General features: G+C 70.0%; 12 protein-coding genes. 3 read left to right on the forward strand and 9 right to left on the reverse strand.

The features are described from left to right. Positions 1 to 104: 104 nt before the first annotated feature. Together AB0C28_RS37525 and AB0C28_RS37530 are read left to right on the forward strand one after the other, a co-directional pair. Entirely contained in the window at positions 105 to 2,063 is a 1,959-nt protein-coding gene (locus tag AB0C28_RS37525; RefSeq protein ID WP_358080277.1) for an ABC transporter ATP-binding protein, read from the forward strand. Next, positions 2,063 to 3,886: an ABC transporter ATP-binding protein gene (locus AB0C28_RS37530; protein WP_357853021.1), complete on the forward strand. Its 1,824-nt coding sequence runs from the start codon at positions 2,063 to 2,065 to the stop codon at positions 3,884 to 3,886. Before AB0C28_RS37525 ends, AB0C28_RS37530 begins: the two co-directional genes overlap by 1 nt. 51 nt (positions 3,887 to 3,937) lie before the next feature. Here the strand turns inward: AB0C28_RS37530 and AB0C28_RS37535 are convergent, their stop codons facing one another. The 5 genes from AB0C28_RS37535 to AB0C28_RS37555 all read right to left on the reverse strand — a co-directional run bounded on the left by AB0C28_RS37535 (position 3,938) and on the right by AB0C28_RS37555 (position 6,660). Beyond that, the gene (locus tag AB0C28_RS37535) at positions 3,938 to 4,261 is read right to left on the reverse strand and encodes an STAS domain-containing protein (protein ID WP_357853019.1); all 324 of its coding nucleotides are present in this window, start codon (positions 4,259 to 4,261) and stop codon (positions 3,938 to 3,940) included. 120 nt (positions 4,262 to 4,381) lie between these two features. Next, positions 4,382 to 5,080, reverse strand: a complete 699-nt coding sequence (locus tag AB0C28_RS37540) for a DUF5994 family protein (protein ID WP_358080278.1) — start codon at positions 5,078 to 5,080, stop codon at positions 4,382 to 4,384. Positions 5,081 to 5,149: 69 nt separating this feature from the next. Then, positions 5,150 to 5,572: a VOC family protein gene (locus AB0C28_RS37545; protein WP_358080310.1), complete on the reverse strand. Its 423-nt coding sequence runs from the start codon at positions 5,570 to 5,572 to the stop codon at positions 5,150 to 5,152. Positions 5,573 to 5,649: 77 nt separating this feature from the next. Continuing rightward, positions 5,650 to 6,147, reverse strand: a complete 498-nt coding sequence (locus AB0C28_RS37550; protein WP_357853010.1) for a pyridoxamine 5'-phosphate oxidase family protein — start codon at positions 6,145 to 6,147, stop codon at positions 5,650 to 5,652. Positions 6,148 to 6,159: 12 nt separating this feature from the next. Next, positions 6,160 to 6,660, reverse strand: a complete 501-nt coding sequence (locus AB0C28_RS37555; RefSeq protein WP_357853007.1) for a cysteine dioxygenase family protein — start codon at positions 6,658 to 6,660, stop codon at positions 6,160 to 6,162. 108 nt (positions 6,661 to 6,768) lie between these two features. On the opposite strand from AB0C28_RS37555, the gene AB0C28_RS37560 reads away from it, so the two are divergent. Beyond that, entirely contained in the window at positions 6,769 to 7,659 is an 891-nt protein-coding gene (locus tag AB0C28_RS37560) for a LysR family transcriptional regulator (RefSeq protein ID WP_357853004.1), read from the forward strand. Between the two features lie 10 nt (positions 7,660 to 7,669). On the opposite strand, the gene AB0C28_RS37565 is transcribed toward AB0C28_RS37560, so the two are convergent. The 4 genes from AB0C28_RS37565 to AB0C28_RS37580 are packed head-to-tail and all read right to left on the reverse strand — an operon-like array spanning position 7,670 to position 12,200. Further along, on the reverse strand, positions 7,670 to 8,431 hold the full coding sequence (locus tag AB0C28_RS37565) for a hypothetical protein (protein ID WP_357853001.1): 762 nt from the start codon (positions 8,429 to 8,431) through the stop codon (positions 7,670 to 7,672). Next, on the reverse strand, positions 8,428 to 9,606 hold the full coding sequence (locus AB0C28_RS37570; protein WP_357852999.1) for a VWA-like domain-containing protein: 1,179 nt from the start codon (positions 9,604 to 9,606) through the stop codon (positions 8,428 to 8,430). Before AB0C28_RS37570 ends, AB0C28_RS37565 begins: the two co-directional genes overlap by 4 nt. Next, the gene (locus AB0C28_RS37575) at positions 9,599 to 10,750 is read right to left on the reverse strand and encodes an AAA family ATPase (protein WP_358080279.1); all 1,152 of its coding nucleotides are present in this window, start codon (positions 10,748 to 10,750) and stop codon (positions 9,599 to 9,601) included. The genes AB0C28_RS37570 and AB0C28_RS37575 overlap by 8 nt, the downstream gene beginning before the upstream one ends. Further along, positions 10,740 to 12,200, reverse strand: a complete 1,461-nt coding sequence (locus AB0C28_RS37580) for a serine hydrolase domain-containing protein (RefSeq protein ID WP_358080280.1) — start codon at positions 12,198 to 12,200, stop codon at positions 10,740 to 10,742. Before AB0C28_RS37580 ends, AB0C28_RS37575 begins: the two co-directional genes overlap by 11 nt. Positions 12,201 to 12,228: the final 28 nt, after the last annotated feature.

The following is a 12,228-nucleotide window of genomic DNA, read 5'->3' on the forward strand; positions in this document are numbered from 1 at the left end:
GTGTGCGGTCCGGTCGTGGGAAATGCGGTGGGAAACTGTCGTAGCCCGGTGATAGAAAACAGTTTCGAAGCCCGCTCACCGCCTGCATCGGGGAGGCCACGGTCGTGACCGGTAACAGCTCGGAGTTCTCCGTCTCCGGTCAGCGCTACGACCGGCGTGGGCCGGTGCGCTGGATCTGGTCCCACATGCGCGGCCATCCGCTCGTCCTGCTGGGGTTTCTCGGCGGCACCCTGGTCAACACCGTGCTGAACGCCTCCGTGCCGCACTTCACCGGCGCGGCCTTCGACGCCGTGCTCGGCGGGGGCGGGGGTGCGGCGTCCGCGCTGGGGTTCATCGCGCTGATCCTGCTGGTCGTCATCGTGGCGCGCGGTCTGACCGACGGCGTCGCGCGGATGTCGAGCGAGGTGCTGGCCAAGCGGCTCGAACGGGACGCGCGCGACGAGCTGTACGTGAGCCTGCTCGGCAAGAGTCAGACGTTCCACAACCGGCAGCGGGTCGGCGATCTGATGGCGCGGGCCGCCAACGACATCAGGCAGTTGTCGATCATGGTCACGCCGGGCATCGACCTCATCGCCGACTCGGGGCTGACCGGGATCGTGCCGCTGTTCTTCATCGCCGCGATCGATCCGAGGCTGCTGCTGGTGCCCGGCATCTTCGCGGTCTGCTTCGCCTTCGCGCTGTGGCACTACATGCGTCAGCTCAACCCGGTGGCGACCCGTATGCGCGAGCAGTTCGGCGACCTCAACGCCGGGCTCAGTCAGGCCGTGCGGGGCATCGAGGTGATCAAGGTGATGGCGCAGGAGGGGCAGGAACGCGGACGGTTCCGCTCGTACGCGCGCCTCTACCGTGATTCATTTGTCCGCAACGGCCTGGTGCAGGCTCGTTATCTGCCTACGTTGCTGTTCGCGGGTGCGGTCGCCGGGGCCCTTTGGCATGGCCTCTACCTGCAGAGCACGGGCGCGATCTCGGTCGGTGACCTGGTGGCGTTCATGGGGCTGGTGGTCATGCTGGGCTTCCCCACCCAGATGTCCATCTTCACCTTCTCCCTGGTGCAGATCGGCATCGCTTCCGCGCGCCGGATCCTCGACATCGTCACCTCCGACACCGAGCTGCAGCAGCGCGACGACGGACACGCCGCGCCGATCACCGGCGAGATCGTCTTCGACGACGTCACGTTCGGCTACGACGACGGCGGCGAGCCGGCGGTGCGCGGGCTGTCGTTCACCGTCAAACCGGGCGAGACGGTGGCGATCGTGGGGGAGACGGGATCGGGCAAGAGCACGCTGACGAAACTGGTGCCGCGCATCTACGACGTCACCTCGGGGCGCATCCTGGTCGACGGCGTCGACGTACGCGACTGGGACCTCGACTCGCTGCGTTCCCAGATCTCCACGATCGAGCAGGACATCGTGCTCTTCTCTCGCTCGGTCGCCGAGAACATCGCCTTCAGCCTTGGCCAGCGGGCCGACCGGGAGGCGGTGATCAGGGCCGCGGAGGACGCGCAGGCCGCCGAGTTCGTGGCCGAGCTGGACGACGGCTACGACACGGTGATCGGTGAGCGGGGCGTGACGTTGTCCGGCGGGCAGCGGCAGCGGCTGGCCATCGCGCGGGCGCTGCTGACCGATCCGGCGATCCTCGTGCTCGACGACTCCACCAGCGCCATCGACTCGGCTACCGAAGACAAGATTCAGCAGGCCATCGGGCGCATCCTCGACGGGCGGACCACGTTGCTGATCACCCATCGGCTCTCCCAGATCAGGTGGGCGGACAAGGTGCTGTTGCTGCGGCGGGGTGAGCTGGTCGACTGCGGGACGCATGACGAGCTGATCGAACGGAGCCGACTCTATCGGCGGATCTTCGCCCATTACGACGAGGCCGGCGTGGGGGCGGACGGCGGCACCGGACGGTCGGACGAGGTGGGGGCGGATGGCGGCGGCGGACGGTCGGACGAGGTGAAGGCGGAGGTCGGCGCGGGGCGGCCAGCGGGTGTCGGGTCGCAGAACGGCGCACCGCCTGAGGACGGGGCCCCGATTCTGGCGAGTGAGCAGGGAGGTGCTCGCTGATGGGCTTCATCATGGACGGCCTCGACGCCGAGGACTACGACCGCACCTACAACGACCGCGACCTGCTGCGCCGGATCGTCACCTACTTCCGGCCCAAGGCCGGGGCGATGGTCCTGGTGGCGGGCATGATCGTGGCCGCCTCGCTGAGCAACGCGGCGATGCCGCTGCTGGTCAGCTACGTCGTCGACGCCGTCGCCGACGGCACGATCGGCCAGGTCGGCTGGATGTTCGTGGTGGGGGTGCTGCTCGCGGGCGGGCTCGGGTGGGTGTTCAACTTCGTCCGCCAGTGGTTCAGCTCCAGGGTCACCGGTGACGTGGTGCTGCAGTTGCGCGAGGACGCGTTCGACGCCGTGCTTGAGCGTGACATGTCGTTCTATGACGAGACGCCGTCAGGCCGGATCGTCAGCCGGGTGACCTCCGACACCGACGACTTCGCCACCGTCTCCACCCTCACCATGGACCTGATCAGCCAGGTGCTGATGGTGGCGTTCGTGACGGTGCTGCTGTTCGTGCGCAGCGTGGAGCTGGCTCTGCTCACGCTGCTCGTGGTGCCGATCGTGGTGGGCCTGGCGCTGTTGTTCCGGCGGCTGGCCAGAGCGAGCACCCGGCGTGCGCAGCGCTCACTGAGCCGGGTCAACGCCAATCTGCAGGAGACCATGGGCGGCATCGCCGTGGCCAAGAACTTCCGCCAGGAGCAGCAGGTCTACGACGAGTTCCGGCCGATCAACCAGCAGAGTTACCAGGTGACGCTGCGGCAGGGGTTCGTCTTCTCCGGGATCTTTCCCGTGCTGTTCTTCGTGGCCGGGCTGGCGACGGTCGCCCTCGTCTATCTCGGGGGTTCGGCGGTGCTCACCCGTGGGCTGTCCGCCGGCGACTGGTACCTGTTCCTGCAAGGGGTCGCGCTCTTCTGGATGCCGCTGACGTCCATCGCCGCGTTCTGGTCGCAGTTCCAGCAGGGGCTGTCGGCGTCGGAACGGGTCTTCGCACTGATCGACGCTCCGCCCCGGGTGGTGCAGAGCGACGCGCGGCCGGCCGGGGAGCTGGCCGGGCGGATCGAGTTCGAGGGGGTCACATTCGGCTACGACGCCGCGCATCCTGTGTTGCGTGACTTCGATCTGCGGATCGAGGCGGGGGAGAGTGTCGCGCTCGTCGGGCATACCGGAGCGGGTAAGTCGACGCTGAGCAAGCTGATCACCCGGTTCTACGAGTTCCAGGAAGGTCGCCTGCTGATCGACGGCCGCGACATCCGTACCCTCGACCTGACCTCCTACCGGCGGCAGATCGGCGCGGTGCCACAGGCTCCGTTCCTGTTCAGCGGCACGGTCGCGGACAACATCCGCTATCCGCGGCCGGAGGCCACCGATGACGAGGTGCTGGCCGCCGCGTCGGCGGTCGGCGGGGGTGACTGGATCGAGGCGCTACCCAACGGTCTGTCCACTGATGTCGGCGAGCACGGGCGTGCGCTGTCGATGGGGCAGCGGCAGCTCGTCGCGCTGGCTCGGCTGCTCATTCAGGATCCGGCGATCGTGGTGCTGGATGAGGCTACGGCGAGTGTCGATCCGCTGACCGAGGCGCAGATTCAGGAAGGGCTGGACGTGGTGCTGGCCGGGCGGACGTCCATTGTCATCGCCCACCGGTTGTCCACGATCGAACATGTCGATCGGATCATCGTGCTGGACCATGGGCAGATCGTGGAGGAGGGTGATCACGCCACGTTGCTGGCTAAGGGCGGTCGTTACTGCCAGGTCTACAACACCTACTTCCGGCACCAGTCGCCCAACTACCGGGCGGGGGCCGGCTTCGTTCCGGTCAGTTCGGGGTGAGCGGCGGGCCGGTCGGGTTCGGGCCAGGGGGAATGCGGGTCGGCAGGCCGCTCATTCCATGACCAGGAAGCGGCGGTCCAGCCCGGTGATGAGCAGCAGCCGGGCTACGCGCGGGGGAACGCCGGTCAAGGCCAGCGTGATGCCTCGGGCCTTGGCACGGTTTTGCACGCCGACCAGCACGCCCAGCCCTCCCGCCCCGCAGAAGGTGATCTGGGACAGATCCAGGACGAGCAGGCCGGTGCTGTCACCGAGGGCGTCGATCAGCCGCTGGCGCAGCCGGGCTGTGGTGAAGATGTCGATGTCCCCCGACAGATGCACGAGGGTCGGCGCTGAGGCGGTCACCTCGGCGGGCGGGACTGTGTCGATGACGGTCATGGAAGTTCTCCTCACGGGAGAAGCCGAAAAGTGATGAGATGCCTGCCGGCCGAAGATCGGCCCGCCGCCAGTACGGGCGGTACCAGAGCCGCTCAATCCGGCCGGCAGGCGGCACCGGGGTCATGGCGACGTCGTCGGCCGTCCCATGGATGGCTGCGTCGCCTGCCCGATGACCGACCCGCCCTCGTCCTCCCAGCGGGCCGAGCTGTCGGCCGCGGCACGCGGAGGGGGGCCGGCGGGCAGACGGGCGAGGGTGAGGATGGCGTCGATGCTCATACCGGCGATGTCCTGGGTGGTGAGCTTGAGTGTGGCCTCGGCGGCGTCGGCGGCGGTGCCCGAAGGGACGATCAGCAGGACGACCGGCTCGCCGGTGCCGAAGCTGAGAGTGATCACCCGCGGGTCGGCGTGGCGGAACCAGCCGACGCGGACCCGACGCCCGCGCGCCGGGATGCGGCGCGGGATGTTCTGCCACACATCGCTATGCAGGCCGATGCGGAGCGTGACCCGATCCAGCAGCCGGTCCACGGCGGCGATGAGGCCGGGCAGTTCGGCGGTCGCGTCATTGGAGAAGGGCCACCAGGCCCCGTCCACCACAGTCAGCCGGTTCGGCACTGGGCGGAGACTGAGCCGGAGCGCGGAGTCGACCCGAGGAATCGCGGGCGAGGCGCCGCTGAGCGGTGCGAGTTGAGAAAGGAGCGTCGGCGTCATGGTCGCCTGACCTGTCCGGGCCCCCGAAGGAGCCGGTGGTGGTTCGCCGGGGGCGACGCAGACCTGAATGCCAACGTTCGAAAAAGCCTCGGTACCTTCAGTGTACCTCATGACGTCTTTCGACTGGTGGACGTGCGCCTGCCGGTCCGCAGGGGCGAGCCACTCATTGTTTGAGCGGGATCACCCGGTCTGTTCGGCGAGGGCGACGATGATGCCCGCTGGGCCGCGGAGGTAGCAGAGGCGGTGGCTGGTCCCGAATTGCACAAGCTCGCCGACGAGTTCGGCCCCGTGCGGCCGCAGGCGGTCGAGGATGTCGTCCATGTCCTCGACGGCGAACATGACGCGCTGGGTGCCGAGCGTGTTCGCCGGAGCGTGCGGGTCGCCGGCCGGGCTGGACGGCGTGTGGTACTTGGTCAGTTCGAGCCGGCCGTGGCCATCCGGAGTGCGCATCATCGCTACGTCCGTTCGAACCCCCTTGAGTCCTACGATGCGATCCACCGCGCTGTCCTCGAGTGTCGCCTCGCCTTCCAGCTCCAGCCCGAGCTCGGCGAAGAACGCCTTGGCGGCCGGGAGGTCGTCGACGACCATGGCGACATTGTCCAACCGCTGGACCGTCCCGCGCCCAGTGCGGGGGTCAGTGTTCTCCATGATGGTCCTTCCGGGGGTGGCGGGGGTCGGGTTCAGGTGTTCTGGCGTTCCTGCTGCCGTTGCATGAGTTCCGCGATGGCGGTGGGCAGTGTGGTCTCGAAGTCGATCAGCTTGGCCCAGGTCGGCTTCACCACGATCCGGACCATGCCGTCGTAGAGCGCCTTCACGCCCACCTCCCACTCGGCCCGCTGCTCCGGCGTCATCTCGTACGTGCCGTTCCACTGGAAGTACTCGTCCGGGATGCCCTCGACGACGTCCAGCTCCGCGTTGCCGCGAAGGAGCAGGACCCTCGGCGGGTGTGACTCCGTGTCGATCGTCAGCGCGACCGCGGGGTTGCGGCGCAGCGCCGGCAGTTTGCGGGCGTTGGTCGCGGTGCACATGACGATCTCCGTGCCGTTCCAGACGATGCCGATCGGGATCGCCCGGGGGGTGCCGTCCAGTGCGACGAACGCCAGCCTGGCCAGGTCGCGGGCGAGCAGTTCCTGGCTGAGCGGGCGGTTCAGTACCTCGTCGATGGCGTGCTGGTCCATGGGTGGAACCTCTCAGTTGTAGTAGCGGCGGGCGCTGGAGCCCACGCGGGAGATGTCGGTGCCGTAGATGTGCAGGCTGATGGCGATCTCGTCGCCGATGTTGCGGATGCGGTGAATGTCGCCGGGCGGCGCGAAGCCGCTGACCTCGCCGGGCGGGTTGTCCCGCGTGCCGATGGGGGTGAGGGCTTCGTCGAACAGTTCCTCGTGCTCGACGCCCGACAGCACGCCCACGACGCACCAGGTGATGTGGTCGTGGATGCGGGTGGTCTGCCCGGGGCGCCAGACCAGGCCGAGGATGGAGAACGCTCCGTCGGGTTCGACGTGCAGCAGGTGGCCCGCGACCCGGTCGGGCTCGCCGAGGCGCTGGCCGGGGGTCAGGATCTCGGGGCCGGGGAGGTGTGTGCGGAGCCTTTCCGCGACCAGTTCCGCGGTGTCCGTCCAGTCGGTCCGTACGGCCACCGCTTGGCGGATGGCGGCGGCGAGATCGGTGAGCGGCGCCAGGGTGCGGGTCATGGCCACGGTCTCCTTTTGCGGAGTGAGTTCGTCCTGTTCAAGGGTCCCAAGTGGCGACTTATACGTCTAATGACAATGTTGGGAGTAACCCATGCGTATTGTGGATGCATGCTGGATATCCCGAGGTTGAGGGTGCTCGCGGCGATCGCCGCGCAGGGCTCGGTCACCAAGGCCGCCAAGCAACTGAACTACTCCCAGCCCGCGGTCAGCCGTCATCTGGCCCGGTTGGAAGCTGAGACCGGGGCCAAGCTCGTCCAGCGGGTCGGCCGGGGCATCCGGCTCACACCGGAGGGTGAACACCTCGCCCGTCGCGCTGCCGAGATCGTCGGCCGGGTCGACGCCGCTGCCTCGGAACTGTCCGCGATGGTGGGCTTGCGTACCGGCCGGGTGCGGGTCGCCGGGTTCCAGTCGGCGCTCGCGGCGCTGGTGCCGCACGCGGCGGGCACTCTGCGTCGTGAGCATCCCGGCATCGAGCTGCACCTGGTCGAGGCCCATCCGCGGGTGGCGCTCGATCTGCTGCGGGCCGGGGAGGTCGATGTCGCGGTCGTCTTCCGTTACGACGATGCGACCCCGGATGACATCCGCGCGACGCATCTGTTCGACGACCCGATGTACCTGCTCAGCCTGGAACCCGGCCAGACGTTGGGCGGCAATCGCGACGCCGACTGGATCGCGGGTTGCGAGAACTGCCGGCGCGACTTTCTGGAGGCGTGCGCCACGGTGGGGTTCGTTCCGGCCATCGCGTACATCACCGACGACACCATCGTTCAGCAGGCGCTGGTCGCGGCGGGGATGGGGGTGACGACCATGCCGGGGCTGACGTTGCGTACCCACCATGCGCCTGGGATCGAGGTCAGTGTCCTGAGTGACTTTCGGCGGCGGGTTTATCTCGCTTCTTATGGTGATCCGCCGGATCCGCCGGCGACCGCGGCCTTCATCGACGCACTGCACCAGGCCGTTGAGCAGGTCCACCCTGACGAGCCGTCCCCAGCGGATTGACGCATCATGGTCAGGGGTCGTCGCGTAGGGCGCGGAGGGTTTCGGCCTGTTCGGCGGTGACGCCTCTGGCGCGCTGGTCGACGGCTTCCTGAGCGGTGAGGCCGGCGCCTGCCCAGGACGCGGTCTCCTCGAACGGGATCCCGGCCTGCCACCATTCGCGGGCCACCGCCATCGGGGTGAGGCCGCGCTGGATGTAGCGGCGCGCCTCGGCGGGTTTGAGGCCGAGTTCCTGCCACATGCGTGCGGTGGAGGCGTCGATGCCGTAGCCGGCCCAGGCGATGGCCTCGTCGTCCACCCAGTCGGCGTCGAGGTAGCTGTACATGACCAGGGCGCCGGCGTTGCCCGCGCGGCGGATGAAGCGCTGGGCCCGGTCTCGTGGGTCGTCGGTGCCGAAGGACATGAGGCTGGTGAAGGCGTCGCCGGGGGCGGTGGGGTCCTCTGTTCGGCGTGGCTCACGGCCGTGTTTGATGTCGAACGCCTGGTCCGGGGTGAACCCTTTCTCCCGGTACGTCAGTGCTTCGTCCAGGGTGAACTCGTACTCGTGCCAGAGCAGTGCCTCCGCTGCGCCGAGCCCGGCGGCGCGGCAGGTGGCGACGGCTTCGGGGGAGATTCGGGCGGTTGACCACTGCGTGGCGAGTGCGGGGTCGGTGATCCCCGCGTGCCGCCAGGCGGAGGCCTGCGCCGCCGTCAGCCGCCATTCCCACCAGCGGCGGGCCTCGTCGTCGGGGATCCCGGCCGCGCGGTAGGGCGCAGGGTCGAAGTGGTGGGTCATGCTTCTCCGATCTGTACGGTTCGCGCCCACGAAGGGGCCTGCCCGCCTGTGTCGAGCAGCCCGACGAGGACGCGGCTTCGGGCGGGAGGGCGGTCGGGCCACGGGGTGCGTCCGTCGGTGAGTGCGATGATCAGGTCCGGCGGCCCCGACGTGAGTGCGGCGGTGAACCCGGCCCGGAGGTCGGTTCCTCCGCCTCCGCCGAGTCGCAGGTCGGAGATCCGGGCGAGGGGCTGGGGGCGGTACGCCTGCGCGTCGCAGGAGATCACCGTTACGTTGCGTCGCCCGACGCCGACGGCTCGCAGGATGCCCGTCACCTCGGCCAGCGCCTGGCCGAGCATGCTCTCGGTGACCGAGCCTGACGTGTCGATCAGCACGGTGACCGATGGGGTCGGGCGGCGCAGGCTCGGCAGTACGACGCCGGGGAGGGCGGCGGCTCTGCGTGACGGGGTGCGGTAGGTGTAGTCCACCCGGCCCGCTGCCTGGGCCAGGCCGTGGCGGATGGTGGTGGACAGGTGACGCCGCCAGTTGATGGTGGGTTCGAGCATCTCGTCGGCCCAGCGGAGCCAGCCGGCCGGGACGTCGTCGTGGGCGTCGAGGCGTTCGCGGATGCGGCGGGCGGTGTCGAGCGCGGTGAGCCGGGCGCCGGTGGCGGACAACCCGGGTCTGTCGGTCTCCCATGGCCGGGACTGTCCGTCGCATCCGCTTCCGCAGCTGCCTTCCTGCGGCCGTACGGTGTCCGTTCGGTCGAATAGTGCGCGGTGGTACTGCTCGGCGGGCCAGCCTTCCGGGAGCCGCAGCCGTGCCGGTGTGATCGCGTCCGGTGGTAGCGGTAGATCCGTGAGGTCGTCGTTGATCTCCGCGTCGGCGGCCAGGTTCCAGTTCCGGCGCTCCAGGCGTCCGTCCGAGCCCGGGTAGCGGCGGGCGTGGTCCCGTAGCAGGTGGCCGGTCTGGTGAATGAGCCAGAAGCCGACCTCGGGCACGCTCCGACGGTCCAGTTCCTGCACCCCGACGTAGACGTGCCAGGCCGTGTCGACGGGGAAGCGGGCGAGCCCGCCGGGCACCACGATCGGGTCCAGCGCCAGCAGCGCTCCGCTCAGGTACGGCGCTTGCGCCACGGCCCAGACCCGAGCCGCGGCCCACTTCTTCCACAGCTCTGGGGACAGCGACTCACTCATGGAGCAGCCCGGCCGCGCGCAGGATCGGCGTCAGCTCCAGCAGTGCCACGGGGAGCCGTGCCCCGGGTGGGCGGCGGTGGGCGAGGGCGCGGGCGGCCAGGGTGGCGACGTCGGGTGCGGTGCCGGCAGCCTTGGCGATCACCCGCCAGGCGGCGTCCCACAGTTCGCCGCTGCCGTCGGCCACCGCTACCGCCACCACCGACGTCAGTACGGCGAAGGCCCGGTCGCCGCGTCTGGGCAGTTCGAACGCGTCCGGGTCGGCGAGCACCGCCATCGGGTCCGGCAGGTCGAGGCGTTCCAGCCAGGACAGGAACTCCAGCGCCGCCCCCTCCCCGACGGCGCCTGCCACGAGCACGGCCAGCACGTCGGGCGAGGCGGCGATGGCCTGGCAGGCGGCGAGCAGGCGGGCGGCGGCCTCCCAGGATCGGGGGCTGGGCCAGCCCTTGCCGGCGGCGTCGCCCGAGGGCACGTGTAACGCCAGCGTGGGCCGTACCTCCAGGAAGGCCGCCACGACCGCCCGCGCCCGCGCGACCTCCTCAGGTGAGGCCGGTCGCTCGAAGCCGGACAGCGGCGGACGGGGGAACCCGATGGCCAGGCCGCGTGCGATTCGCCTGCCGTCCACCGGCCAGTCGAGGTGTACGAGGCGGTTGGCCAGCGGTGCGGCCAGGTCCCAGCCGTCGGCGGCCTCCTCGGGTGGGTTCGCCGCGGCGACTATACGTACTTTGTCGGGCAGTCGTACGTCGCCGACCGCCCGTTCCAGCACGACCCGGAGCATCGCCGCCTGTACGGCTGGGGGAGCGGTGGTGAGTTCGTCCAGGAAGAGCAGGCCGTGTCCGGCGGCGGCGAGGCGCTGGGCCCAGGCGGGAGGGGCGAGCCGTACCGTGCCGTCGGCGATCACCGGCAGGCCGGCGAAGTCGCTCGGCTCGCGGATCGATCCGATGACGACCTCGACCGGCCAGTTCAGCGACTCGGCCAGGGCCAGGACGGCGGACGTCTTGCCGGTGCCGGGACTGCCCCACAGCAGGACGGGCACCCCGGCCGACACCGCGATCGACAACGCCTCCGCCGCCGTCCCGCCGTGCTCCTCGGCGGTCGGCCGGTCTCGCTCCTCAGGCGCCGGCTCGCCGTGCTCGTCAGGCGCCACGTCCCATGCCTTCCCTCTGCCAGAACGCCCCGAGCCCAGGCACGCCGAGCTGCCGTTTGAGCAGCTCCAGCTCGTACGTGGGCAACTCGCGAAGGACGAGCTCGGCGTTGTCCCGCAACGGATGATCGGTCATCCGCACCTGCCCGGCAGCCGCACAGAACGCCCCCACATCCCAAGGAACGCCAGGGTCCACGACCGTCCCGTCCGCGATCCCGGCCAACTCCTCGGCGGTGGGCCGCGTGGTGATGCCAAGCCTGGTGGTCAGCCGGTCGCCGACCAGTAGCCCGGCCAGGTAGCTGAGGCCGTCCCGGGCGCGGCGGCGGCGCGGATCGGTGCCGTGGACCCAGGCGGTGACGATCTCGGCGACCAGCCGGGCCGCCGCGTGGCTGGGACGGTCGGACGTTCCGAAATCGCCGAGATCCAGCTGGTTCGCGGAGATCACCAGCGCCACCCGGTCCTCGGTCCAGCCGCGGGTGAAGTGGCTCCAGCCCCACGGATACTCGCCGCCGTGCCCGATATAGGGGTGTCCGCCGCCGAAGACGTTGAACACGAACCCGATCGAGACGTCCTGGCTCGGCCCGAGGAGGGTGCCGCCGGACGCCTGGGCCGTGATCATCTGCCGGGCGCTGCCGGGTGACAGCACGCCGCCGCCCCCGCCGAGCAGGGCGAGGACGAACCTGGCGTGGTCGGACGGCGTGCTCAGCGCGGACCCCGCCGGGTAGTCGCCCACGTAGAGCTGGGGGAGCGGCAGGCGCAGGCCCGGCAGGGTCGCGTACCCGGTCGAACGGCGCGCGAGCAGCTCCGCCGGGACGAAGTCGGGATGTTGCGCCCTGGGGAAGACGCTCGACGACATCCCCAGCGGCGCGAACACGTGCTCGCCCACCCACTCCGAGAACGTGACGCCGTCAGGGTTCAGCAGCTCCACGAGCCGCCCGACCACGGCGATCCCGACGTTGCTGTACTGGTACGCGGCCCCCACCGGCCCGGCCCAGAACGGCGTCAGCGCGCCCCCGTACGCGTCCGAGCGCCCGGCCGCGAACACCCGCCGCAGGTGCTCCTCCAGCGGCGGAGGCGGCTCGCGGTGGAAATTGCCCAGGTTGATGCCGAGCCCGCTGCGGTGGGTGAGCAGGTCGCGCAGCGTGATCGGCCGCGGCCCGTGCGGGTTGACGATCGGCAGGTGCTTGTCGATCGGGTCGTCGAGTCCGATCAGGCCCCGCTCCACGAGCTGCAGGGCCGCGACGCCGGTGTACGCCTTCGCGTCCGAGCCCGTGGGGCCGATCGTGTCCGTGGTCATGGGGCGGCCGGTGGCCAGGTCGGCGAGCCCGTACGCCCTGCTCAGCGCCACCTCCGTGCCGACGCCTACCGCGATCGAGAGCCCCGGCGTGCCGCAGTGATCCATGATCTCCGGCACGAACGCGTCCAGCGCCTCGGCCAAGCCATCGATGTTCATGCGTCAATGCTTGCCTTGACGCTCGAAC

Source organism: Nonomuraea sp. NPDC048892, assembly GCF_040649735.1.
GTDB classification, from domain to species: domain Bacteria; phylum Actinomycetota; class Actinomycetes; order Streptosporangiales; family Streptosporangiaceae; genus Nonomuraea; species Nonomuraea maheshkhaliensis.

What these genes read in the sequence shown, in the direction of transcription:
- AB0C28_RS37530 (WP_357853021.1), top strand. Translation starts at nt 2,063, where the DNA reads ATGGGCTTCATCATGGACGGCCTCGACGCCGAGGACTACGACCGCACC.
- AB0C28_RS37535 (WP_357853019.1), bottom strand. Translation starts at nt 4,261, where the DNA reads ATGACCGTCATCGACACAGTCCCGCCCGCCGAGGTGACCGCCTCAGCG.
- AB0C28_RS37540 (WP_358080278.1), bottom strand. Translation starts at nt 5,080, where the DNA reads ATGAGGTACACTGAAGGTACCGAGGCTTTTTCGAACGTTGGCATTCAG.
- AB0C28_RS37550 (WP_357853010.1), bottom strand. Translation starts at nt 6,147, where the DNA reads ATGGACCAGCACGCCATCGACGAGGTACTGAACCGCCCGCTCAGCCAG.
- AB0C28_RS37555 (WP_357853007.1), bottom strand. Translation starts at nt 6,660, where the DNA reads ATGACCCGCACCCTGGCGCCGCTCACCGATCTCGCCGCCGCCATCCGC.
- AB0C28_RS37560 (WP_357853004.1), top strand. Translation starts at nt 6,769, where the DNA reads ATGCTGGATATCCCGAGGTTGAGGGTGCTCGCGGCGATCGCCGCGCAG.
- AB0C28_RS37565 (WP_357853001.1), bottom strand. Translation starts at nt 8,431, where the DNA reads ATGACCCACCACTTCGACCCTGCGCCCTACCGCGCGGCCGGGATCCCC.
- AB0C28_RS37570 (WP_357852999.1), bottom strand. Translation starts at nt 9,606, where the DNA reads ATGAGTGAGTCGCTGTCCCCAGAGCTGTGGAAGAAGTGGGCCGCGGCT.
- AB0C28_RS37580 (WP_358080280.1), bottom strand. Translation starts at nt 12,200, where the DNA reads ATGAACATCGATGGCTTGGCCGAGGCGCTGGACGCGTTCGTGCCGGAG.